This is a genomic window from Mesorhizobium sp. B2-1-1, from assembly GCF_006442975.2.
Classification (GTDB): Bacteria; Pseudomonadota; Alphaproteobacteria; order Rhizobiales; family Rhizobiaceae; genus Mesorhizobium.
The window spans coordinates 174,388-195,850 of the sequence record NZ_CP083955.1; the positions used below are offsets into that span (position 1 = coordinate 174,388).

General features: G+C 59.8%; 25 protein-coding genes and 1 pseudogene. 14 read left to right on the plus strand and 12 right to left on the minus strand.

All coding sequences use genetic code 11. The features are described from left to right. Nucleotides 1-100 precede the first annotated feature (100 nt). Together FJ972_RS28605 and FJ972_RS28610 are read right to left on the minus strand one after the other, a co-directional pair. Complete coding sequence (locus tag FJ972_RS28605) at nt 101-298, minus strand: universal stress protein (protein WP_224656227.1); 198 nt, start codon at nt 296-298, stop codon at nt 101-103. After that, nucleotides 295-567, minus strand: a complete 273-nt coding sequence (locus FJ972_RS28610; protein WP_140522912.1) for a hypothetical protein — start codon at nt 565-567, stop codon at nt 295-297. Before FJ972_RS28610 ends, FJ972_RS28605 begins: the two co-directional genes overlap by 4 nt. Nucleotides 568-936: 369 nt before the next feature. Between FJ972_RS28610 and FJ972_RS28615 the strand changes: the two genes are divergently transcribed. Both FJ972_RS28615 and FJ972_RS28620 read left to right on the plus strand, forming a co-directional pair. After that, nucleotides 937-1,320, plus strand: a complete 384-nt coding sequence (locus FJ972_RS28615; protein ID WP_140522910.1) for a phasin family protein — start codon at nt 937-939, stop codon at nt 1,318-1,320. A 78-nt stretch (nt 1,321-1,398) separates the two neighbouring features. Further along, on the plus strand, nt 1,399-1,689 hold the full coding sequence (locus FJ972_RS28620; RefSeq protein WP_140523410.1) for a c-type cytochrome: 291 nt from the start codon (nt 1,399-1,401) through the stop codon (nt 1,687-1,689). A gap of 505 nt (nt 1,690-2,194) precedes the next feature. Here the strand turns inward: FJ972_RS28620 and FJ972_RS28625 are convergent. Continuing rightward, nucleotides 2,195-2,413, minus strand: a complete 219-nt coding sequence (locus FJ972_RS28625; protein WP_224656228.1) for a biotin/lipoyl-containing protein — start codon at nt 2,411-2,413, stop codon at nt 2,195-2,197. Between the two features lie 196 nt (nt 2,414-2,609). Between FJ972_RS28625 and FJ972_RS28630 the strand changes: the two genes are divergently transcribed. Then, nucleotides 2,610-2,843, plus strand: a complete 234-nt coding sequence (locus FJ972_RS28630) for a hypothetical protein (RefSeq protein ID WP_140527996.1) — start codon at nt 2,610-2,612, stop codon at nt 2,841-2,843. Between the two features lie 225 nt (nt 2,844-3,068). Here the strand turns inward: FJ972_RS28630 and fixJ are convergent, their stop codons facing one another. Beyond that, nucleotides 3,069-3,683, minus strand: coding sequence for a response regulator FixJ (gene fixJ / locus FJ972_RS28640; RefSeq protein ID WP_140522905.1), 615 nt, complete (start codon nt 3,681-3,683; stop codon nt 3,069-3,071). Further along, nucleotides 3,670-5,226 carry a PAS domain-containing sensor histidine kinase gene (locus FJ972_RS28645; protein WP_140522903.1) on the minus strand — a complete coding sequence of 519 codons (1,557 nt, stop codon included), beginning with the start codon at nt 5,224-5,226 and terminating at the stop codon, nt 3,670-3,672. The genes fixJ and FJ972_RS28645 overlap by 14 nt, the downstream gene beginning before the upstream one ends. 191 nt (nt 5,227-5,417) lie before the next feature. Between FJ972_RS28645 and FJ972_RS28650 the strand changes: the two genes are divergently transcribed. From FJ972_RS28650 to FJ972_RS28665, 4 genes and pseudogenes are all read left to right on the plus strand, one after another. After that, on the plus strand, nt 5,418-6,230 hold the full coding sequence (locus tag FJ972_RS28650; protein ID WP_140522901.1) for a universal stress protein: 813 nt from the start codon (nt 5,418-5,420) through the stop codon (nt 6,228-6,230). Continuing rightward, nucleotides 6,230-8,875, plus strand: coding sequence for a magnesium-translocating P-type ATPase (gene mgtA / locus FJ972_RS28655; RefSeq protein WP_224656229.1), 2,646 nt, complete (start codon nt 6,230-6,232; stop codon nt 8,873-8,875). Before FJ972_RS28650 ends, mgtA begins: the two co-directional genes overlap by 1 nt. Nucleotides 8,876-8,918: 43 nt before the next feature. Next, nucleotides 8,919-9,351: pseudogene (locus FJ972_RS28660) on the plus strand (NUDIX hydrolase). Nucleotides 9,352-9,445: 94 nt separating this feature from the next. Then, on the plus strand, nt 9,446-9,715 hold the full coding sequence (locus FJ972_RS28665; RefSeq protein ID WP_140522897.1) for a DUF6455 family protein: 270 nt from the start codon (nt 9,446-9,448) through the stop codon (nt 9,713-9,715). A 289-nt stretch (nt 9,716-10,004) separates the two neighbouring features. Here the strand turns inward: FJ972_RS28665 and FJ972_RS28670 are convergent, their stop codons facing one another. The 3 genes from FJ972_RS28670 to FJ972_RS28680 form a co-directional block, all read right to left on the minus strand. Beyond that, the gene (locus FJ972_RS28670) at nt 10,005-10,703 is read right to left on the minus strand and encodes a CBS domain-containing protein (protein ID WP_140522895.1); all 699 of its coding nucleotides are present in this window, start codon (nt 10,701-10,703) and stop codon (nt 10,005-10,007) included. 130 nt (nt 10,704-10,833) lie between these two features. Continuing rightward, a complete protein-coding gene (locus FJ972_RS28675) occupies nt 10,834-11,301 on the minus strand; it encodes a DUF2231 domain-containing protein (RefSeq protein WP_140522893.1) in 468 nt (155 codons plus the stop codon). Nucleotides 11,302-11,418: 117 nt separating this feature from the next. Next, on the minus strand, nt 11,419-11,697 hold the full coding sequence (locus FJ972_RS28680; protein ID WP_140522891.1) for a hypothetical protein: 279 nt from the start codon (nt 11,695-11,697) through the stop codon (nt 11,419-11,421). A 131-nt stretch (nt 11,698-11,828) separates the two neighbouring features. On the opposite strand from FJ972_RS28680, the gene FJ972_RS28685 reads away from it, so the two are divergent. From FJ972_RS28685 to FJ972_RS28695, 3 genes are read left to right on the plus strand one after another with little or no spacing between them, the layout of a single operon-like run. After that, nucleotides 11,829-12,155 (plus strand): PepSY domain-containing protein, encoded by a 327-nt coding sequence (locus FJ972_RS28685; protein WP_140522889.1) that lies wholly within the window; start codon nt 11,829-11,831, stop codon nt 12,153-12,155. Next, a complete protein-coding gene (locus FJ972_RS28690; protein ID WP_140522887.1) occupies nt 12,155-12,820 on the plus strand; it encodes a response regulator transcription factor in 666 nt (221 codons plus the stop codon). Before FJ972_RS28685 ends, FJ972_RS28690 begins: the two co-directional genes overlap by 1 nt. Then, nucleotides 12,820-14,163 carry a sensor histidine kinase gene (locus FJ972_RS28695; protein WP_140522885.1) on the plus strand — a complete coding sequence of 448 codons (1,344 nt, stop codon included), beginning with the start codon at nt 12,820-12,822 and terminating at the stop codon, nt 14,161-14,163. The genes FJ972_RS28690 and FJ972_RS28695 overlap by 1 nt, the downstream gene beginning before the upstream one ends. A 7-nt stretch (nt 14,164-14,170) precedes the next feature. Here FJ972_RS28695 and FJ972_RS28700 read toward each other — a convergent pair whose 3' ends face one another. From FJ972_RS28700 to FJ972_RS28710, 3 genes are read right to left on the minus strand one after another with little or no spacing between them, the layout of a single operon-like run. After that, nucleotides 14,171-15,682: an RnfABCDGE type electron transport complex subunit D gene (locus tag FJ972_RS28700; RefSeq protein ID WP_140522883.1), complete on the minus strand. Its 1,512-nt coding sequence runs from the start codon at nt 15,680-15,682 to the stop codon at nt 14,171-14,173. Then, nucleotides 15,679-16,401: an FAD:protein FMN transferase gene (locus FJ972_RS28705; protein WP_224656230.1), complete on the minus strand. Its 723-nt coding sequence runs from the start codon at nt 16,399-16,401 to the stop codon at nt 15,679-15,681. The genes FJ972_RS28700 and FJ972_RS28705 overlap by 4 nt, the downstream gene beginning before the upstream one ends. A gap of 25 nt (nt 16,402-16,426) precedes the next feature. Continuing rightward, entirely contained in the window at nt 16,427-17,272 is an 846-nt protein-coding gene (locus FJ972_RS28710) for an FMN-binding protein (RefSeq protein WP_224656231.1), read from the minus strand. 111 nt (nt 17,273-17,383) lie between these two features. On the opposite strand from FJ972_RS28710, the gene FJ972_RS28715 reads away from it, so the two are divergent. Both FJ972_RS28715 and FJ972_RS28720 read left to right on the plus strand, forming a co-directional pair. Beyond that, nucleotides 17,384-17,902: a cytochrome b gene (locus FJ972_RS28715; protein ID WP_140522880.1), complete on the plus strand. Its 519-nt coding sequence runs from the start codon at nt 17,384-17,386 to the stop codon at nt 17,900-17,902. A 4-nt stretch (nt 17,903-17,906) separates the two neighbouring features. Continuing rightward, nucleotides 17,907-18,602 carry a VIT family protein gene (locus FJ972_RS28720; RefSeq protein ID WP_140522878.1) on the plus strand — a complete coding sequence of 232 codons (696 nt, stop codon included), beginning with the start codon at nt 17,907-17,909 and terminating at the stop codon, nt 18,600-18,602. Nucleotides 18,603-18,832: 230 nt separating this feature from the next. Here FJ972_RS28720 and FJ972_RS28725 read toward each other — a convergent pair whose 3' ends face one another. Beyond that, nucleotides 18,833-19,108 (minus strand): DUF6522 family protein, encoded by a 276-nt coding sequence (locus FJ972_RS28725; protein ID WP_140522876.1) that lies wholly within the window; start codon nt 19,106-19,108, stop codon nt 18,833-18,835. Between the two features lie 744 nt (nt 19,109-19,852). Between FJ972_RS28725 and FJ972_RS28730 the strand changes: the two genes are divergently transcribed. Continuing rightward, on the plus strand, nt 19,853-20,026 hold the full coding sequence (locus FJ972_RS28730) for a hypothetical protein (RefSeq protein WP_181165392.1): 174 nt from the start codon (nt 19,853-19,855) through the stop codon (nt 20,024-20,026). Between the two features lie 81 nt (nt 20,027-20,107). Continuing rightward, a complete protein-coding gene (locus FJ972_RS28735; RefSeq protein WP_140523399.1) occupies nt 20,108-21,463 on the plus strand; it encodes a hypothetical protein in 1,356 nt (451 codons plus the stop codon).

Sequence of the window (21,463 nt, forward strand, 5' to 3'; positions counted from 1 at the left end):
GCATCGGCTACACCGAATTTGGCAAGGGTTGGACGTAACCCTTTGCGGCAACGGACGACCTTGATTCATGTCAAAATCACGACTCCGAGGCTCCGCCTGCTCAGGTCGATATGAACCGATGCAATGATCCGCTGCGCAGCACAGAACGCGTCACGCCGCCAAAGGTCCTCTCCAGTAGCCGACTGTGACCGTAGCCGCCGAGAACTATGAGATCGGCCGCAATATCCTGTCCGATCTGCAGGAGGATGTCCGCCGGTTCGGAGAGGCGCGCATCCAAGACCACAGATCGCGCTGTCACTCCGTGCCGTGCCAGAAAGAGCTAACGTCCGCGACATCGTCGCCACGGGACGCCAGGATGAGACTCGCCGCATCCAGCATACGATTATGGTCGACCACCAGATCGGTCGACGGCGAGCCGGTCAAGATCAAATCGGCAGCACGCGCATTGAGTGCAAGTTCGCGCGTGGGATTGCCTATCTTTGCGCGCCAAGATGCACGATTGCTGCCGTTGACGGTGCTCAGGAATTCCTCTCTCAGGCAGTCGAGGCGACCTTCTATCTCCTCCACCTGGCACCACAACGCCTTGGGCGCGGCCTGGTCGTCAGTGCCGGTCGGAAGGACAAAATGCGGCTCGGCGGCGCTAGAAGCCAGAGGTCGGCCTCGAGCCGTTGAGCCAAATCCCATGCCATCGAGATGCGCGGCGCGGCGTCGCGTCTACGTCCAGTTGCACCATAATCATCTTAAAAGCCATCGCTCATTCCATCTGCGGTTGAACCGACTTGGCCATCAAATAGAGGGAGGCGTAAAAGCAAGGAAAACGGCTGGTGCCGGCACGCTCGTACAGCCCGCAAGACCATAGGGTTGATCCTGATCAAGGACATGACGACGAATGGCGTCAACGTCGTGCTGTGGAGATTCAGAACGGAGTAGTCGATAATGCACACTCAGCCCGAGCCATCCTCATTAGGCACACAATTGTTGCCGGTGGCGGAGAATGGCCAGAAGCTCTTCCTCGCCGCCGCGTCCCTTCAGGTGCACGCCTTCAAGGCCATGATGCGCTTCAATGTTGAAACGCTGGCGTTTCTGAAGCATCGTTGTGAGCAGGACGTGAGGCTGGCCGATGACTTGATCAGTGGTCCGCAGTTCAATGATGCCTTCGACATCTTCGCTGCTTTCGTGCAGAATGCGACGTCGCAATACGTGATCGAAGCCGGCAAGGTCGCCGCATTGACCTCCAGGCTCGCTTCCGAAACGGCCAGAAACATGCGTAAGGGCGCCAGGATAGCGATCGAGGATGCCGCGGCTAAGACTGTCGTGTAGACGGCAATGCGGAGGTCGTCAGACAACATGAACGCCGTTTACAGACATAGTCGTCTCAGGGCTTCCGTATTTGCGTTGATGTTACTCGGATGTGTGCAGCCAGCCTTGGCCGATAGCGTAACGGAGCATGGCAAGGCGTTGGTGGAGGTCAACTGCGCCCGCTGTCACGCCGTCGGAAAAACTGACAGGAGCAACCATCCCGACGCTCCGCCATTTCGCACCTTGTCAAAGCGCTATCCGATCTCCGATCTGGAGGAAGCTCTTGCGGAGGGCATTTCGACTGGCCATCCGGATATGCCAGAGTGGACTGCGAGCCCCGATCAGATCGAAGCAATCATCACGTATATCAGCACGCTGCAGCAGCCGTGACCCAGTCTCGAATGCGGCAGGCGATCGGGTCTGAACGGCTCCGGCTATTCGCGGCCAATTGCCGGCCAGCAAACTGCTACCGGAGAGGGCCAGGGCAACATCCGGCCAGGGGCACGAAGAAACGACTGCGCATGCGCCAGGATCTGGGCCTCGGTAGGAGGATCCGCCGGTTCGATGCCGACAATGCGATTGTTTAAGCCGGTGTTGTACTCGCGGATGTGCGTGGCCAGCTCGTGCTTCGCCGACCCTGGTCGCGGACCGAAGGGCGCTGAGGATGTCGTGGTAGAAGGCCTGATTTCCCAATGCACGCTTGCCGTCGACCGAGCCAGCCTTGTTGTGGCTCGGATGATGCGCAAGCGTCGTCGCAAGTCTCACACTGTCGGAGGTTCTCGCGGTTGAAAAAGAACACCTTGGCTTCACAATGGTCGCAGGCGCGGCGTGTCGGGTCGCCATTGCTGGAAATCCTTGCGTGTATTGCTGAACGGCAATCTGAGGCGCTGAGGGCTTAAGCAGGCTGCGACACCAGGATTGCCAGGATCGATCCAGGTTTAATGACGGTATTCGCCGATGCGACAATGGTCGCACGCCCAGCTGCCGGCGCGACAATCTCGTGCAGCGCGCTTTCGACGCGAACCTCGGCTATGCGCTCTCCGGCCCTGATCGGGTCGCCGCTGGCAATGAACCAGTGCTCCAGGATGCCCTCTGGCAACATGCTGGCCGCCACTGCGCCTTCGTCGACCTAGGTATACCGCATGGCAAATCTCGTTTTGCCGTCGAACGATAGGCTCCTAGGCGGCGCAGTCCTTGATCACGATCAATCGGCGTATGGCGCAGATGCCGCGATTGTGCGGTGATTGACGCGGATCAAATTCTGGTTCGGCAGCCGGCCTAAGATGGCCGATCATCGCCGGAGCGAGGTCATGGAGCAGTTCAGGGAAATGGTGCCCATCGCCATGGACGTCGGATCAGATATCAATGCTGCAATCGCGATCGATTGGGCTGCCCGCGGCGCGCATGTGATTGCGGCCGGTATGGCGTCTGCCGCAGGAATTGTGGTCGACATCGGTTCGACACAGGCAATCGCGCCCGCTTTGCCGGTAATTTCAAAAAGTGATGCAGATCAAGGCGCGCCACACCGTTTGCGAAGATTTTGATGCGATGTGGAAACCAATCCTAAGCGCTCCTTTTGGTCGCGATCTAGAACTGGCCGTTTTCGACGAAGACGGCGAGCACGCGCTTGTGTTTGCCTGCAGAAGGATAAAGGAGGGCTGGAAGAATGCTGCTAGTGGTGCCCGTCTCGACATCCGGCCGACCCATTGGCGCGATTGGGATTGGGAAAGGACCGAGGTCAGAAATCGCAATCCTCTCGAGGACTCTCCCTAGGGTCGGGACTCCACGATCAACGCCATACGCACCAGGTGTGACAGACTACTCGCCTCCATTTTGCTCATGACATTGGCCCGGTGGATTTCGACCGTGCGCGGGCTGATCCCCAGATCGTAGGCAATCGTCTTGTTGGGTAAACCGGCAACGAGTCCGTCCAGCACTTGGCGCTCGCGGTCAGACAAGGTCGATAGACGCGCGCGGATATCCGCGGACTGGGGATGCGCCGCGTTCGCCTCGTTCCGGTTGGCCAGTGCAGAGCGTATCGCCTGGATCAGCATCTCGTCGTCAAACGGCTTTTCGACGAAATCGGAAGCGCCTTCCTTCATGGCCTGAACGGCGAGCGCCACGTCGGCGTGACCTGTCATGATGATGACCGGAATCTTGTGGCCGCCTGTTCTGAGTTGCCGTAGCAATTCGATGCCGTCTATTCCCGGCATGCGCACGTCCGTAACGATGCAGCCGTCGAGATGGCCATCCGCCGCTGAGAGAAAAGCAGTGGCCGACTCGTACAGGCGTACGGCAAAGTCGGCTGTCGCCAGCAGAAAACCGAGAGACTTGCGAACATCAACATCGTCGTCGACGACGTGGACCAGATCACTGTCGGCCATTTGTGACCTCATCCTTCTCAACGATGCGTAAGGTGAACCGAAAGGCGGTGCCGCCCGTCGGCATTGCCTCGGCCCAGATGTGGCCGCCGTGCGATTCAACGATGGTGCGGCAGATGGAGAGACCGACACCCATACCCTGCTTCTTGGTGGTCACAAATGGCTGGAACAGTTGCGCCGAAACCTCTGGCGCGAGCCCCGGACCGGTATCGATCACGCTCACTTCAGCCATGCCATCGTCCCGGGCAACGGTTGTGATTTTCAATTCACGGCGCTGCGTTTCCTGCATGGCCTCCACTGCGTTGCGCATCAGATTGAGCAGAACCTGCTGAATTTGGATGCGATCGGTCAAGACCAGTTCCGCGGCAGGGTCGAGCTTGTAGCCGATCTGGACATTGATCTCCCTCGCACCAACCAGGGCGAGCGACGAGGCTTCCTCGATGAGCGCCGGCAATCGCTCGACCTGGCGCTCGCTTTCGCCCCTGGCAACAAAATCGCGCAGATGACGAATGACGTCGCCTGCCCGCAGGGCCTGCTCGGCGGCCTTTTCCACGGCATCCCGCAGCATCGGCGCGTTTGCTTCCGTGCTCTTCTCCAGGAGCCGTCGGCTGCCCTTCAGGTAATTGGTGATGGCTGTCAGCGGTTGGTTGATCTCATGAGCGAGCGTCGATGCCATCTCGCCAAGGGCGGTAAACCGCGCCATGTGCAGAAGCTCCTGCTGCTGTTCCTGAATTCTTGCTTCCGCGCGATGACGTTCAGTCAGGTCGCGGCAAAAGCCGGTAAAGAAGCGTCCGGTTCCCGGGTGCATTTCGCCGACGGAAAGCTCCATCGGGAAAGTCGTGCCATCCTTGCGTGCCCCGGTCACGGTGCGGCCGAGCCCGATGATCCGACGCTCCCCGGTCGTCAGGTAGCGAAGCAGATAAGCATCGTGCTCTTCGCGATAGGGCGCCGGCATCAGCATCTTGACGTTCTGTCCGATGACCTCGCCCGACTGGTAACCGAACAGCGTTTCGGCGGCCGTGCTGAAGGACTGGATACTGCCTTGCTCGTCAATGACGACCATCGCATCAGGCACGGTCGCCAGGATTGAACGCAGATGATCTTCGCGCAACAGAAGCGCGGCATTCGCAAATGAGAGGTCGCTGACATCCGTGCCTTCAATGAAGATGGCGGTAATTCGACCGTCATCGGCCCTGATCGGCTGATAGACAACATCCAGGATACGCTCTTCAATTGGCCCATTGCTGCTGTTGCGGAATCCGACCTTCACGCCTTTGCCGCTGTAGGACTCGCCAGTCACGTACACGCGGTCGAGCCGTTCGAGGAATTCGTGTCTTTCGAGTTCGGGAAAGGCCTCGCGCGCCGATTTTCCAATAACCTGCCGGTCGCCAATGAGTTGCTGGTAGGCGGCATTGGTCAGTACGAACACATGGTCAGGCTCGCGTATCAGAGCCATGAACCCGGGCGCCCGATCGAACATTTGCGACAATAGGGATTCGAGCGTCGTCCCGCCAGGCGTCAAACTGAATGCTTCGTCTTGGATCACCCGCGGTTCCTTAGGCTCGAGACACATAAACAAGGCCTAACTATCACTTCTCCGATCAGAGACAAAACGGATCGAGGCCGAAGTCTAGATGCAAAAGCGATTGGCCGGTTCTTTGACGCGCATCAAGGAAGCCAGCGCCCGTGAATGCAATTCATAGCACATTCGAAACGCTTGAGTGAAAGGCGCGTCCAATGTCCTACAAGTCCATAATCGCGAATCTCGCCGTCGATACGCCCCCTGCTGCGATTGTGAAAGTGGGTATCGAACTCGCAGAGCGTTTCGGCGCCCATCTCATTGGTCTGGCGGCGGCGGATGTTCCGCCCTTGGTCGCGACGGGTGAAGGCATGGTCTACGAAGGGGAGGTCATGCAGATTCAGCGGACTGAAATCGAAAAGAGGCTTGCCGAACTGCGTGCCGAGTTCGAAAGCCTGGTCCCGGCTTCGATCACAAGCGAGTGGGGACAGGCCGTCTGCAGCCCGACCCGCTTCCTCAGCGTTTTCGCCCGCGCAGCCGATCTTGTCGTGACCGGTGCGTCGGGAGACGACGTGTTTCGCGCCGCCGATGTTGGCAGCCTGGCGCTCGGCATCGGCCGGCCAGTCCTGGTCATCGGAAACAACGTCGAACACCTCCGCGCTAATACGGTCCTGGTTGCCTGGAAGGATACCAGGGAGGCGCGACGGGCGGTGGCGGATGCCTTGCCTTTTCTGGCCAAGGCCAATGAGGTTGTCGTCGCCACGATCGCCGCCGCCAAAGGCGACGACAATGTTCGTGACAGTCTCGCCGATGTCGCTGTCTATCTTGAGCACCATGGCATCATGGCGCAGACGGAACTGATCACCGGTGAAGTCGATGGCGAGCAGTTGTTGACATTCGCACGCTCGATCAATGCCGACATGATCGTCTCAGGCGCCTATGGCCATAGCCGCCTGCGCGAATGGGCGTTTGGTGGCGTCACCCGCACGCTGATCGAAGAGAGCAGCATCAACCGCTTCCTGTCATACTGATGGCGAATATCGTGTCTTCTGGCGTGGACCAACATTCCGTTGCGGCGGCCGCAAGTCCGTATTGGTCGATCACCAGCGAAGATCTCGTGCGAGGTCTGGCAACTTCGCCCACATCGGGCCTGGCTGGGTCGGATGCCGCCTCGCGGCTCATCAAATACGGCGCGAATACGCCGGCCTCGAAGTCAGGCGCGTCGGCGCTTAGCGTGTTCGTTCGCCAGTTCCGTAGCCCGCTTGTCCTGATCCTGATCTTCGCGGCTAGCGTTTCGGCCTTCGTCGGTGCAGGTCAGGAGGCCGCAATCATCGGGGCGATCGTGCTGGCAAGTTGCGTTCTCAGCTTCACCCAGGAGTATGGGGCGTCGCGGGCGACAGAGGCACTTAAACAGCGTATCTCGCGCAAGGCTACCGTGCTGCGAGATGGCGTCGAATCCTCCGTTTCTGCCGAAGAAATCGTGCCGGGCGACCTCATCCGGCTATCGGCCGGAAACCTCATACCTGCCGACTGCGTCATCCTCGAAGCGCGGGATTTCAATGTCAGCGAGGCGGTGCTGACTGGCGAAACCTTCCCCGTCCTGAAGGCGGCGGGGCGATCAGATCCTGATGCGTCCGTCGCCCAACGCAACAATGCGGTGTTTACCGGTACGTCCGTGCGCAGCGGCACGGCGACCGTGCTTGCGGCAGCGACCGGCCGGCGCACCGAATTCGCCTCCATCGCAGCGGCACTGGAGCGACAAATCCCGGAAACGGATTTTGCCCGCGGGATCAGATCGTTTGGCTATCTGATGACCGAGATCATGCTGGCGATTGTCATCATCGTGTTTTTTGCCAATCTGATGCTGCATCGTCCGCTGATAGAATCGCTGTTGTTTTCCCTGGCACTCGCGGTCGGCCTCACACCTGAACTGCTCCCGGCCATTATCAGTGTAACACTTGCTCGTGGCGCCCGCGCCATGGCTGCCAATGGCGTCATCGTGCGCCGTCTCGACGCCATCGAGAATCTGGGCAGCATGGACGTGCTTTGCACCGACAAGACCGGCACGCTGACGGAAGGCGTGATCCACCTTGACGGATGGCTTGATGTCGACGGCAACCCGTCAACCGACATCCTGCTTTGGGCACGTCTCAACGCAACCCTGCACACTGGACTGAAGAACCCGCTGGACGAAGCCATCGCCGGTGCGCCGGGCAAGGGTGCATCATTGGCCGCTTTCACCAAGGTCGACGAGATCCCTTATGATTTCATTCGCAAGCGCCTATCCGTTGTTGTGCGAACCAAGGATGGCGAAGATCTTCTGATCACGAAAGGCGCAGTACAGAACGTCCTCGAAACCTGCAGCTTCGTCGGCACAGCGAAAGGCCTGGAACCTCTCGAAGACACGCACCGCGCGGCGATCGACAAGATGTTTCGACGCTGGAGCGCGGAAGGATATCGCGTTCTGGGGCTAGCGACGCGTCGATTTGAAAGCCACGCTACCTATGGCAGGAAGGACGAGGTCGATCTCGCCTTCGCCGGCTTTCTGCTTTTCCTAGACCCGCCCAAGGAAGGCGTAAAGAGCACGCTTGCCGAACTCGCCCACCGGGGCATCGCCGTGAACGTCATTACGGGCGACAACCGCTACGTTGCAGCCCATCTTGCTCAAGCGGTCGGCTTGCGTAGCGATCGGATCATGACCGGGGAGGATCTGTCGAAGTTGACCAAGAGCGCGCTCTTTGCAGCCGTGCAGGACACTGACCTCTTCGTCGAGATCGATCCCAACCAGAAAGAACGCATTGTCCAGGCCTTGCGGAGCAGGGGCCATGTCGTTGGCTATCTGGGTGACGGCATCAATGATGCGCCCGCGCTCCATGAGGCCGATATTGGGGTCTCCGTCGACACCGCATGCGATGTCGCGCGTGAGGCTGCCGATATCATCCTTCTCAAGCAGGATCTCGGAGTGCTGGTGCGGGGCGTCGACGACGGCCGCAAGACCTTCGCCAACACCATGAAATATATCTCCATCACCACCAGCGCCAATTTCGGCAACATGATAAGTATGGCGGTCGCCTCGCTATTCCTGCCTTTCCTGCCACTTCTGGCAAAGCAGATCCTGCTCAACAATTTCCTTTCCGACGTGCCCTCACTCGCCATCGCAAGTGACAACGTTGACGCAGATCAGCTGCACAGGCCGCGCCACTGGGACATCCGTTTCGTGAGGCGATTCATGATCAGCTTTGGCCTGGTCAGTTCGCTGTTCGATTTCGCAACCTTCGCGTTCCTGCTGCTCTTCGCCCATGCCACAGAGGCTGCATTCCAGACAGCCTGGTTTGTCGAATCGTTGCTGACCGAGCTTGCAATCGTGCTCATCGTTCGTACGCACCGCGCTTTTTGGGCGAGCCGTCCGAGCCCCTTGCTCGCCTGGCTGACACTGGGCGTCGGGTTTGTCGCGATCATGATTCCGTATCTGCCGTTCGCAGACTGGTTCGGTTTCGTGCCCTTGCCGCTGCCTATACTTGCCGGACTTGTCGCTATCACCGCGCTCTATCTATGGGCCTCAGAGGCGACAAAGCGCGGGTTCTTCGGCCAGGAGGAGCCGCAGTCGCACCCGAAGAGGCCGGGGCAACCTATTGGCAGAGCCACCAAGTCTCATTCTGCGTACCCGACATTATAGGCTGGGTGGAGAGGCTTGAAACCATCGTGAAAAGAGCGCCGGCATTTTGCCTTATCGCAGATTGGACAAGGGGCTGCAGGTGCTGCTCGTTCATCCAGGCGGCCCATTCTGGCAAAAGCGAGATCTTGGGGCCTGGTCGATTGCAAGGGCGAGTATAATCCTAGCGGGGACGGCGCGGCGCGAGTTCACCGAAGAGACAGGCTGGGAGCTCAAGGGCCCACTGCTGAATTTGGGTGAGTAGCGCCAGCGAGAAGGCAAACCCAGCGCTCGAGGGTGATTTCGACACCGCGATGATGCGCAGCAATCTGTCTGCTATGGAGTGGCCACCACGCAGTGGCCGGGGACAATTGTTTGTCGACGTCGACCGCGGTGAATGGCTGGATCTAGCCTTGGCCCGGGACAAGTTGGTAGTCGGCCAACGGCGTTTTCTCGACCGCCTTGTCGCTTCAGCTCAGAGCCCAAGCCCTCCCGTTTAGCCTCAGGGATTAGCAACGACGCCTGCTGTTGATCGAGATCAATGATTGCGGCCGCCGACATGACAATGATGGTCGCTAGGCAGGAGTGATCAGCATGACATTTCTCGATTATCTGGTTTCAGTCGACGCCAGGACCGCCCTGATGGGCCGCATGATGCAGAAGCTTGGCGTCGACAAACAATTGAAATCGGTGCCGGATCATGCCGCCGTCACCAACCGGGCAGTGGACCGATGCCGCTCGTGTGGGCATCAGGACGAATGCTCGACCTGGCTCGACGAACACCAGCAAGCCGATAATCCGCCAGACTATTGCCGCAACCGTGATCTTATCGCACGGCTGCAACACGCCGCCGGTCAACGTTAGAACCGTCGACGCCTCGAGCTGGATGGAGGGTCACTCAACCTCTGGAAAGACCGTACGTCTTGGAGGTCCAGCGCAACCGGATGCGTAGGCTCCGGACTCCATGGATCGCCCTGGCGGGCTTGATAGCACGGACCTCTTCAGCTGGTGGCCACATCTTCAGGCGAGCATCCAAACCCGTTTGGCATGGTAATCGGCTGGTGATGTTCTCATTCTCGACAATTCGCTGTCGAGCGAGATTGATCGTGGACCCGCGGCTTGCAGTGGCAAGTTCGTCGGGATCGTCCCGCCGCTACGAAACAAGCACCACGGACAACGGATCGGCGCAGAAGAGACCATCCCTGACAGCCTTTACGCCGGCAACGTTTTCGGCTGCCACAAAGGCTGCCTGGCGCTCACGTTCGTCGAAGATGACACCGCTCAATATCACCACGCCCTTGTTCACCATCACGTGGATCAGGTCTTTGCCGGTCCATTTGTGCTTTGCAAGCTCGCCAGCGACGTTGTGGCGAATCTGCTCGTCATCGATGACCGAACGGCCTGCATCCGGAAGGACGCTGAGCAATGCCCGCAGCAGATCAGAACGGGTGATGATGCCGACGACTTTCCCGGCATCGATGACCGGAATGCGTTTGACGTGATGTTGCGTCATGAGTTCGACGACCTCGGCGAGCGACGCGGCGGGAGACGCCGTGACGACATCGCTGGACATCACCTCCTCGATCCGTCGACCATTGGCGTGGACATATTCGTCGGCGGCCTTTCCAGGACTGACGAGAAACTCTAGCCAGCGCGAGCGCTTTTGCTCGGTGTCCAGTTCTCCTCGTCGCAGGAAATCGCCCTCGCTGACAATCCCCACCAGCGTGCCGTCGCCGCGAACAACAGGCAGGCCGCTGATCTTATTGGACAGCATCAGCCCGGCCACCTCGGCGATCGAGGCGGACGGGTCCGTGCAGATGACTGGCTTGCTCATGATGGCTTCGGCTTGCATGCTCGCTCCCCGGAGATATTTCATTCCCGGCTTCTTAGATGCCGCATGAGCGAAGGGCCTTGATTTGAATCATTTTGCCCTCGAGACAAATGACCCAAGCTGGGGCTGCAAATAACCAGGCGCGTGCCCGTCAACCAGCGATCGCGGTCTTAGCGACGTTCACGCCAAGTTCGTAGACAAGCAGTCCACCATAATAGGCCGTCGCCGTGACCAGAATTGCTCCGCCAATTTCGACCAGAGGAATAGCAATGGTCAGTAGCCGCAGTTCACGATTCCGCACCCAAAGGCCGAGCCTCACTAGGCCCCAGATCAGAAACGCGAACGCTGTGATACCTCCCAGGCTCTCGTGGATCTCCGCTATGTCACTGCTGAAGCCGGCGGCTTCAGCATGATCGAGTGCCATTCCCCCATAGAACCAGGTTCCAATCGCGAACGCCCCGGCTGCGAGAGCGATAAAGGTCGATACCGTCCCCACGCCAGAACGCTTGGTCACCGCGTTGCCGCGAGCGAGCACCACAAGGTCGATCGCCGCCAAAGTGTAGATGAGGACAATGGGAAAATGCACGAGCATGGGATGGATATGCTGGACTGGGATCATGACAAGGAAAATCTCCGGAGTGGCCAAGGGATGGCGCAGATAGAGGGGGTAAGTTTGGCGATAGCGCAATTGATCAGCGGACGCCCAGCTCAAGGGCTGGGCATAAGCTTTTCGGTATCAGTCGTCGTCCCCCTGGCCGTCCTCGTCAGTGCTGCTGAAAACGGCCTTACTGGAAGTGTGACTGTCGTCGCATTCGTGGTCATCGCCAACGCCCTTGATCGCCTTGGGACCGGTGGCATCCTGCATGGGGATGGCCTCCAGATCGATTGGGCCGGCAGGGGCAATTGAGGATGAGGATGACGCTGCGCATGAACCTTCTTCAGATTCAGCGGCTGCCGGCAGGGCAAAGGTCGAGAAGCATCCGAGTGCTGCGAGTAAGAACAGGGAATTGCGCATGGTTTCGACATCCTTTTCTCTGCGCGGCCATGATTGGCCGCGAGGATGCCGTGATAGCGAGCCTTTGCTTGCCGGCAGCTGTGGATGGTTGACAGCAAATTGAAAGCTTCGACGTGCGACATGCCTCCCTCATGATGGTCAAACTAAAGAGCCTCGCAATCCTGGGCCTGGCCGGGCTTGTCCTGGCCCAGCCACTTGCCGCGCGGGCTGACGAGGACGACGATGGCGATCATGACAGGGCGCGGGATCTCTACGAACACGGTGAGATAAAAGGCCTTTCCAATATCCTCGATATTGTTCGCGCGCAGGCTCCAGGCGACATCGTCGCGGTTGACCTCCTCCGCAAGGCCAACAAATGGGTCTATCGATTCCAGGTCGTCGGCGCCGATGGCCGGCGAAAGACTGTCGATGTTGACGCCGGTGCCGGTGTCATCATGCGCGAAAGGGAGGGGGACTGATGAAGATCCTCCTTGCCGAGGACGAGCCCCGTATCGCCGCCGATATCGCTACAGCCCTTAAGGCATCCGGTCTGGCGGTTGATATCGTTCGCGATGGAGAGGCTGCCTGGTTCGCAGGCGATGTGGAGAACTACGATGCTGCGATCCTGGACCTCGGGTTGCCGAAGCTCGATGGTCTCACTGTCTTGAAGCGCTGGCGGGCCAATGAGCGCAGGTTTCCGGTTCTCATCCTGACGGCAAGAGGTACGTGGACCGAACGCGTGGACGGTATCAATTCCGGTGCTGACGACTATCTTCCCAAACCCTTTGAGATGGAAGAACTGCTCGCCCGATTGCGGGCGATCCTGCGTCGTTCGGCCGGGCAGGCCGCACCCGTTCTGAGGTCCGGGCCGTTGCTTCTGGATACGCGCCAGATGCGTATTTCGCTCCGTGGCGTCCCCATTTCTCTTTCGCCGCTGGAATACCGGCTCCTGGCGTTTCTGATGCATCATGCTGGTCGGGTGGTGGCGCCCACCGAACTTGCTGAGCATCTCTACGATTCAGGGAACGACCGCGATCCGAACACGATCGAGGTGATCGTCGCGCGCTTGCGTCGCAAGCTCGGGAGTGGCGCCATCGAAACGCGGCGCGGCTTCGGGTATCTGATGCCCGATGATCCCGCCTGATGGGCGGCTCGATCCGCTTCAGGCTGTGGCTGGCGGCAACGATCTCGATTCTTGTCGCGCTCGCCATAGCCGGCGCCGGCTTGCGCTATCTGTTTGAACTTCACGTCGAGCGGCGCGTTGTGGGCGAGCTGACGGTCGATCTCAATGAGTTGATCGGCGCAACGACCTTCACAAGCAACGGCCAACTGGTGTTAGCCCCGGTGCTCACCGACCCGCGCTTCGCCAATCCGCTGTCCGGTTATTACTGGCAGGTCGAAGACATCGCTACCGGCGGTCTCCAGCGCTCACGATCTTTGTGGGACGCCAAGCTGGTCCTGCCTGCCCGCAGCGCAACGGGTGAGATGCGAACGGTCGAGGAGTTCACGGGACCTGGCGGAGAACTCAGCATTGCGGTCGAGCGTACAATCATCGACGCCGGAGGTCGGTCCTTTCGCGCAGTCGTGGCGGAGGATCATCGAACCATCGAGGCGTCTGTAAGCGAGTATGTTCGCGATCTTGCTCCGGCTCTCTTGATGCTCGCCGCAGTTCTCATGGCCGCGTTTTTCATCCAGATCACGATCGGTCTCGCACCTCTGGAGACCTTGCGGGCCGCCGTCGGAAGCGTGATTGCGCAGCGAACGACACGGCTCGATGTGGTGGCACCGAGCGAAGTGCAGCCGCTCGCTGACGAAATCAATCGTCTTCTCAATGCCCAGGAGAAGGCTCTTGCTCGGGCCCGTTCGCGCGCCACCGATCTGGCGCACGGCCTCAAGACGCCGCTCCAGGTCCTGTCGGCTGACATCCGTGCCTTGCGCAAGAAAGGCGAGACGGATCTGGCCGACGAGATCGAGAAGAGCACAGAAGCGATCCGGCGCCATGTCGAGCGGGAGCTCGCGCGCGCCCGCCTCGCGCCCGGCGTTTCCGGCGAGGCATCCTGCCGGGTATCGCAGGTCGCGGCCGGCGTCATTGCCGTCGTCAAGCGCACGCCAAGCGGCAAGCAGCTTTCATTCAAGATGACCGTCCCGGAGGATCTGACAGCGCCGATGGATGAAGGCGACTTGTCGGAAATCCTCGGCAATCTGGTCGAAAACGCCGCGCGCTACGCAAAGTCGTCAGTGCGTGTCGATGCATCCTCCACCGCTGACGAGGTAATCGTCACTGTCGCCGATGATGGTCCTGGCATACCGGATGCCGATCGGGAGACCGCTCTGTCCCGTGGTGTCCAGCTCGACAGCAAGGGCGGCAGCAGCGGGCTTGGCCTGGCCATCGTATCCGATATCGTCGAAGCCTATGGCGGACGCCTTGCCATGGCCAACGCCGATCCGGGTCTGTTTATGGCCATTTCCTTGCGACGACACAGTTGAGCGTCCTTCAGACGAAACCCGGGAAGTAGTCGACCCTTATCTTCGAGCGACGCACGCCCATGGCCAGCAGCTTCTTGCGCAGCGCCTTGACCATCGCCTGCGGGCCGGAAATGTAGAAAATCCGCTCGAGGTGGTCCGGTATAGCCAGACGGATCAGGCGCTCGTCGATGTAGCCAGGATACTGGCCACGCTCGCCACCTCGCGCGACGGCGTGGAACGTTCGGATGCCGAGTTCGCGTTTTGCGGCACCGAGCACGTCACGGTAGGCAATGTCCTGCTGCCCCTCGGTTCCGTAGAGGATGACGATCGGCCGCCGCTCATTGCGGTCGAGTAGGTATTGCAGCATCGAGCGGAATGGCGTGATCCCGATGCCCCCGGCCAGGAAAGCGATCTTGATTTCACGCCGGGCGGGCAACGTGAAATTGCCGGCCAGTTGCGCGGCGTGAATCGTGCTGCCTGGCTTCATGGCCATCAATTCGCGCTTGAAGGCGCTTGATTGCGGATAGAACTTGACGCCGAGGCGGACCGTTTCCTCCGTCGGCGCCGAGGCGACCGTGAAATACCGGCGGTTGCCGCGATTGTCGGCACGATGGAGACCAAGCGTCCATTCGAGATACTGACCGGCCTCGAAGGCGAGCTTGCGCGGCGAGCGGAAGATGAAGTCAAAGCTGTCGACGGCCGACTGCTCGATGCGTTCAAGAGTCAGCACGAAGCGTCCCTTGGGGCCTGCCGCATAGGCAAACAGGTTGCCGGCAAGCAGCGCCAGTTCCGGCGTGAAATAGAACGAGCCGAGATGAATGGCGGGAGCAAACAGAAAGCCGACGATCGCGGCAAAGGCGATACGCGGCCAACGCATCGTCGGCGCGGTCAGCGGCTCGGTCAGCATCACGAAGGCAAAGAACAGCAGGGGCGAGGAACTCAGTGTCTGCGTGAGCGCCGTCCAATACTGGTCCGGATCGGTCGTTGCCAGGATGGTCGCCAGCGCCGCGACAAGGAAGGTCGAGACAAGGTCAAGCCGGCGCAGTTTGCGGACAATGAGCATACCGCCGACGAGCACGAGCGGAAGCAATGGCAGATTGCCGCCCACCCACCAGGTGGCTGGTTGGTCGAGCAGCAGCGCGGACAGCGCCACGCCCAGCGCAGCCGGGTTGAAAAGGTGCTTTCGGCCGATGGCGAGAATGAATTTCGATGAAATCGCCCAGACGGACGCGAATGCCACCGCTGCGATCCCCTTTGTGTCCGTGACCGCCACCGGATCGAGGATAAGCGCCAGGATGAGCGCGGTGATGTAGGCGGACTCGTTGTTGGCCGGGACCGCGAAGACACGCGCAAAGGCCTTGTTGGTGATCCAGCAGGCGGCCAGCGCAAGAGCCGTCGTGAAGCCAAGCGCAATGGGGTCATGTGGCACCAGCTTGGCGAAGCCGAGCACGAACGCTGCGCCGACAAGCGTCATCAGATAGTAGAGGACCAGCCTGTACATGGTCAGGTGATCGAGAAATCGGTCGATGGTCTTGATCATGGCAGGCAAAGGGCTCCGAACCCGGCTGTCGGGGTGGCGCGGCCACTGGCGTCGACGAGATATCCCTCCAGGCCAGGGGTCTGCTCGATGAAGAAAATGCCGTCCCGACCCATGGCGAAGGCCGCGGTGGCGAAACGATCGGCTTCGAGCACATCGGCGCCGATCACGGTCAGGCTGACGATGTCCTGGATTGGATTACCAATCCCGTGCGGGTTGTAGATGTGTTGGCCGCGGACATAGGTGCCTGAGGTCGCGACGCCGCGATCGCGGGGATAGACGACCTTTACGATCTCGTGAGCATTGAAGGGATTGCGGATACCGACGCTCCAATCCTGACCCGAAGCATTCTTGCCGCAGGACTGGATATCGCCGCCCGCCTCGATGAAGAAATCGCTGATGCCGGCCCGTTGAACGATGCCTGCCGCATTGCGGATTGCCCAGCCCTTGACGATGCCGGAAGGATCGAGCGATCCGTCGGGCTTGCGAATATCGAAGTATCCGTCCGTCTCGTCTTTCGTCTGTCTGGCGAGAGCGAGCACTTCCATCATCTCGCCGCTCCAGTCGGCGACCGGAACGTCGCCGCGGTTGATGGCCGCGATCTCGCTGTCGGCCCGGTATGTGCTGAAGCGCCGGTCGATATTCTCGAAATAGCCAAAGACCCTGTCGATCAGCTCCCCGGTCGAGGCGCCACCGATGTCGACCGTTATGGGCATGCCCATCAAAATTCGCGTGTCGCGCATGGACCTACGACGTCGCTTTCTTCAGCGCGCCGCGCAGCGACTGGATGAAAGCCCTGCTGGTCAGGGTCGCGCCCGAAATAATGTCGACATTGGCGCTTTGGGCGCTGATCGCTTCGTCGCGCAGCATGGGCAGCGCTTGCCTGTTGATATTGATGGAGGTGCGGCGGTCGGATGGGTATTTCAATACCTTCAGCGCCTTAAGCTGCCCGCCCTGTATCAGGGCCTGAATCTGGATGATGCCGTAGTAGGCATCGGCCGTAGGGCCGGTGTAGACGCCGTCGGCATAGATCTTCATGTCGACCCGGACGACACGTGCTGGCGCATCCCGATATGCTGGCCTCGGCTGCGGGACTGGTATGTAGACGGCGGGAGTGACGGCAAATGAAGGTACCGATGGCGCAGGATCGGAGGCAGCCGGCGCCACTGGCTGCGCCAGCAGCGCTCGCGAGGGTTGTGGGGTCACCGGAACCACTGTCTGCTTGACCGGATCATCTGTTCGTTCGGCGGGCACTGCTATGCCAGCCGTCGTTTCCGGGGCAATCGGGAACCTTGTTCTGAACCGGGGGTCGAGGGGCGCCGGCAAGGTCGCCGCAAACGGGGCCGGCTCTTTTGGCTGCGCTGAAGGCGCTTCGGCTGCGTCGGCCGGCAGCGCTTCGCCGAGCATATCGTTTGCAGGGTCCTTGCCGGCCTGATCCCAGACATAAGCGCCCGACGCGGCGATCACGAAAAGTGACAAGGCAATCTGTTTCATCGGAGGTGTTTCCACGTTGACTCTCGCAGGGCGGCCTATCTGCTCTCCGGAGGCAATATCCCACGACCAAGCTGACAACTGGCTGTCAGCCGAGTTCAAGCTGCGAGTGCCCGGCAAAGCTCATGGACGACATCAAGTCGATTTGTCATAGATCAAGATATCCACATAAAGCCTGAGCTAAGAGGGCTCTCTCAAACAAGGTAGCTGCCTATGGCTGTTGTCAAAGAGCCGGCCGGATACACCGGAACCCAGATATTGCTGCATTGGACCATCGCGGTGCTGATCGTCCTGCAGCTTGTAATCGGTGAGGACATCAAGCCGGCTTACCGGGCGTTCTCGCGCGGCACCGAGCCGGCAGCTGGCGACATCTTAAACGCGAATATTCATGTCTATGTCGGTTTGGCAGTTCTGGTACTGGCGATCTGGCGGCTTGCGGTCCGTCTCAAGGTTGGTGTGCCGGCAGCACCGTCGGAAGAAAGCGCACTGTTAAAGGGGATCGCCGCTGCCGCCCATTTCCTGCTCTACCTGTTCATTTTCGGGATGCCAATTACCGGAGCGCTGGCATGGTACTTCAACATTCGAGCAATGGGTGAGATACACGAACTCGCCAAGCCAGTGATCATCATCGTTGTAGGCCTTCATGCCGTAGCGGCGCTGTGGCAGCATTTCTTCGTAAAATCGGATGTGCTCGTCAGAATGCTCCGGCCTGCTGGACGGCGCGCGCGGTGATGCCATGAGCCGCCTGCACAGTGAAAACCATCTCGTATCGCGCGTCGGCTGGCTGCGCGCCGCCGTGCTGGGCGCCAATGACGGAATCGTGTCGACGGCCAGCCTGATCGTTGGTGTGGCGGCGGCCAATGCCGCGGCCTCAAATGTTCTGGTGGCCGGCGTGGCCGGACTGGTCGCCGGCGCGATGTCGATGGCGGCCGGAGAGTATGTTTCGGTCAGTTCGCAGTCCGACACCGAACAAGCTGACCTTGCGCGTGAGAAGGGCGAGTTGGCCACGCAGCCAGATTTCGAGCGTCACGAACTTGCGGAGATCTATGTCAGACGAGGCGTCGAGCCAACCCTGGCCTTGCAGGTCGCCGACCAATTGATGGCGAAGGACGCGCTCGGCGCCCACGCACGTGACGAACTTGGTATCTCCGAGGTGACCACGGCGAGGCCGATCCAGGCCGCTCTGACCTCGGCTGCCGCATTTTCGGTTGGCGCAGCCATGCCTTTGGCGATGGTGCTTATTTCGCCGGCCGCCTGGCTTGCCACAACGGTGTCTGTCGCCTCCCTCCTGTTCCTGGCGGTTCTGGGTGCCATCGGGGCCAAAGCCGGCGGCGCCAATGTGCTGAGGGCAATGGTTCGTGTCACCTTCTGGGGCGCGCTGGCAATGGCTCTGACCGCCGGTATCGGCGCCGCCGTTGGTATTGCCATCTGACCGGCCTAGTTATTTCGATCTCGCTGTGTGGCTTGGGCTAGCGCTTCAGCACCAGCGCTCAGATCATTACATGGTCAGTGTGCGAGGCGCAGTGGAACCTGTTCGTGAAGCGAAGTGGCTCGGGATCGAAGTGGGCCAGATCAGTCGGGGTCCCAACGTCAGCAGCCTCATTGTGCTACAAGGAAGGAATTGACGGCCTCGCAGATGTCTCCAATTGCGCTGGGCACGGCTCAAGCCCGCCTCCAACGACGCTTTGGGGTCGCCACGATTAGTTCCTGGCTGATGATCTCACCGTTTGGACCGACAACTATTGTCAACTCACGATCATGAGAACGGAAGGCCAAACGGTGTTTGCCATCGTCCTCACCAACCCCTCGCTCAACCCGCCCTTTGATGCCGCCACGCTGGATCTGCCTTATGAAATACTCAACAGAGAACTTCATCGCTTTGGCGGCAGCCGCGGCATCGATCTCGGGCGCAGCATCCGCCCATTTAACCGAGATCATTCAGACCTCCACACGCAATCTCTGGCAGCGTCTTGTTCTGCATAATTCTCAACCTGCTGATTGCCCTCGGCCAACTGGCAAGGTGAATCCGCTCACCGCAGTTCTGCGTCCATTAGCATCGCGATAGATTCTAAACGACGGCCTTCCATCAAACTGCTAGCTCCAGTTTATGGCATCCCATCGGATGTTCTTTGCTCTAACGCAAGCGTCCTCGTCGCCGTGCTCGCCCCGACGGATTTCGGCCTGGACGGGCGGCTTTGCCCAGGGACGTTGTGGACTGTGGTGATTGCCTTTGGACGACTGATTAAAGCGCTCCCAAGCTGCTCTGGCCATCCTCGCGGCAATTGCTCTACGAAGGCTTGGTCTTGTCGGTCAAGCAGTTGCGATTGCGGAGATCGTTCCCTGCTCAGGCGTAATCGCGCTTGTCAGCGTCCTCACTGCTCTTGCACCGGAATGGCACCCGAAATCCCACAGGGCGATCACTAACCCGAGTAAGACGCGGATCGACCCCAGTTTGCGCGAACGCAAAGAACTATTGGGGCATGTCGGATAGCTTCTCGTAATCGACGTTCGACGACTTTGACCTGATGTGTTCGCGCGCTGCCCGAGGGGGATACGATTGCGCTTCTGCCGTACGATGCGGGATTGCTAAAGCGGTCGCACGTCGAAGCAAACAAAGGATTGCGAGGCAAATGCGAAGCGCTTTGACGGACGCCTCAGCGACCGGGAGTTCAAGGAAGTGACATGAACATGCAATTCGAGATAGGGATGGAAGACGCGATCAACGGATGCCCAAGCCTCGTATTCAGCACTGAAGCGGCGAGCGGCCCAAAGGCAGAGAAGACATGGCTGCCCATGCTCATCGCTGGGCTCGCCCCAATCGTGTTGGGTGCCACAGCGGTGATGGCCCTTGTGTAGAATGTCTGCTGCTCCGATTTGGCGAATGAGTTCTGACATGTCCCATGATCGCAGATGTTTTCATTGTATAGCTGTCTGGCGATGATCAACTCGGCTCTTTCGCGCTGGACCATGGCGTACTTCGCCTCGGCACTGGTGTCTTTGGTCGCCGCTCAGATGCTGATGATGGCCGGCTACGGTTTTCCGACTGTTGCCTTGGAAGCCCCAGAGACGCTTATGATCGTCCACATGATCACAATAGGCTGGCTTAGCCTTCTGATGTGCGGAGCCTTGTTCCAGTTTGTCCCGGTGCTCGTTGCGCGGCCACTTCGCTGCGAGTCTCTGGCCTTGCCGGCGCTGCTGTGCCTGATTGTCGGTCTGACTTGCCTGGTCACCGGATTCTTGCGCCTATCAGGAGCAATTGACGTTGATGTTCCTGCGCTTGCGTTTGCCGGGCTTCTCCTTCCGGCTGGCTTCGGATTGGTGGGATGGGCGCTCGCACGTACGTTATGGGATGTCCGACCATCCAGACTGCCACTGCCCGCGCGCTTCGTTGCGGGAGGGCTTGCCAGCATCGCAGTCACCAGCGTCTTGGGTGCCTCCTTTGCATTCTCGCTCTCCGGCGAGGTGCTAGGTGGGATTGGCATAGATGTGCAAGCGGCTCTTCCCACTCACGTGATGGTAGGCCTTGGCGGCTGGCTCGGCTTCACGGCCGTTGGTGTGAGTTACCGCTTGCTGCCAATGTTTATGCTTTCCCCGGACAGCGAACGCACCACGGGTTATCTGGTCTTGTGGGCCGGCGCTACCGCCCTGCTTCTTATTGTGTCGTCAGAGCCTTTGACACGTCTTTCCGGAGAGATAATGCTGCCTGCCGTTCTCGCTTGCTTACTCGCGTCCGCCGCGACGGTGTTCTATGCCATCGATCTCGTTTTCTTCTATCGCAGCCGCAAGCGACGCAAGATCGAATTGAACAGCAGTTCGGCGATCGGCGCCTTCTCCGCCCTTTATCTGTCGGTTGTGCTTCTCCTCGCTCTGCTGGCGACGGGAACGCTTGCGCAGCATGCAGGCGCAGTTGTCTATCTCGTTGCTTTCGGTTGGCTAACAGGGCTGGGGCTTTCGCAACTCTACAAGATCGTGCCGTTCCTAACCTGGCTCGAATGCTACGGACCGGTGATGGGCAGGAAGCCAACGCCGCGCGTCCAGGATCTTGTCGTCGAAACGCGCGGCAAGGTGAGTTTCGCACTCTTCTACGCCGGCGTGCTGGTCGGGACTGGGGCGCTTCTGACCGAGGTGCCGGGTCTGTTCCGCATGGCTACGGCTGTGACCTTAGCTGCTACGATAGCGATCGTCGCGGAACTCGTTCTTGCGCGCCGCCTTGCCAATGTTACCGCAGCCTTGCGCCTGCCCGAGGGAGCATCGCGCCCGCGCCTTTTCCTGCCCTCCTGGCGCCCATTATAG

Coding starts and splice junctions, on each gene's coding strand:
- FJ972_RS28615 (WP_140522910.1), top strand. CDS start 937: ATGCACACTCAGCCCGAGCCATCCTCATTAGGCACACAATTGTTGCCG.
- FJ972_RS28620 (WP_140523410.1), top strand. CDS start 1,399: ATGTTACTCGGATGTGTGCAGCCAGCCTTGGCCGATAGCGTAACGGAG.
- FJ972_RS28630 (WP_140527996.1), top strand. CDS start 2,610: ATGGAGCAGTTCAGGGAAATGGTGCCCATCGCCATGGACGTCGGATCA.
- fixJ (WP_140522905.1), bottom strand. CDS start 3,683: ATGGCCGACAGTGATCTGGTCCACGTCGTCGACGACGATGTTGATGTT.
- FJ972_RS28650 (WP_140522901.1), top strand. CDS start 5,418: ATGTCCTACAAGTCCATAATCGCGAATCTCGCCGTCGATACGCCCCCT.
- mgtA (WP_224656229.1), top strand. CDS start 6,230: ATGGCGAATATCGTGTCTTCTGGCGTGGACCAACATTCCGTTGCGGCG.
- FJ972_RS28665 (WP_140522897.1), top strand. CDS start 9,446: ATGACATTTCTCGATTATCTGGTTTCAGTCGACGCCAGGACCGCCCTG.
- FJ972_RS28670 (WP_140522895.1), bottom strand. CDS start 10,703: ATGCAAGCCGAAGCCATCATGAGCAAGCCAGTCATCTGCACGGACCCG.
- FJ972_RS28675 (WP_140522893.1), bottom strand. CDS start 11,301: ATGATCCCAGTCCAGCATATCCATCCCATGCTCGTGCATTTTCCCATT.
- FJ972_RS28680 (WP_140522891.1), bottom strand. CDS start 11,697: ATGCGCAATTCCCTGTTCTTACTCGCAGCACTCGGATGCTTCTCGACC.
- FJ972_RS28685 (WP_140522889.1), top strand. CDS start 11,829: ATGATGGTCAAACTAAAGAGCCTCGCAATCCTGGGCCTGGCCGGGCTT.
- FJ972_RS28690 (WP_140522887.1), top strand. CDS start 12,155: ATGAAGATCCTCCTTGCCGAGGACGAGCCCCGTATCGCCGCCGATATC.
- FJ972_RS28695 (WP_140522885.1), top strand. CDS start 12,820: ATGGGCGGCTCGATCCGCTTCAGGCTGTGGCTGGCGGCAACGATCTCG.
- FJ972_RS28700 (WP_140522883.1), bottom strand. CDS start 15,682: ATGATCAAGACCATCGACCGATTTCTCGATCACCTGACCATGTACAGG.
- FJ972_RS28705 (WP_224656230.1), bottom strand. CDS start 16,401: ATGGGCATGCCCATAACGGTCGACATCGGTGGCGCCTCGACCGGGGAG.
- FJ972_RS28715 (WP_140522880.1), top strand. CDS start 17,384: ATGGCTGTTGTCAAAGAGCCGGCCGGATACACCGGAACCCAGATATTG.
- FJ972_RS28720 (WP_140522878.1), top strand. CDS start 17,907: ATGAGCCGCCTGCACAGTGAAAACCATCTCGTATCGCGCGTCGGCTGG.
- FJ972_RS28725 (WP_140522876.1), bottom strand. CDS start 19,108: ATGATCTCGGTTAAATGGGCGGATGCTGCGCCCGAGATCGATGCCGCG.
- FJ972_RS28730 (WP_181165392.1), top strand. CDS start 19,853: ATGAACATGCAATTCGAGATAGGGATGGAAGACGCGATCAACGGATGC.
- FJ972_RS28735 (WP_140523399.1), top strand. CDS start 20,108: ATGATCAACTCGGCTCTTTCGCGCTGGACCATGGCGTACTTCGCCTCG.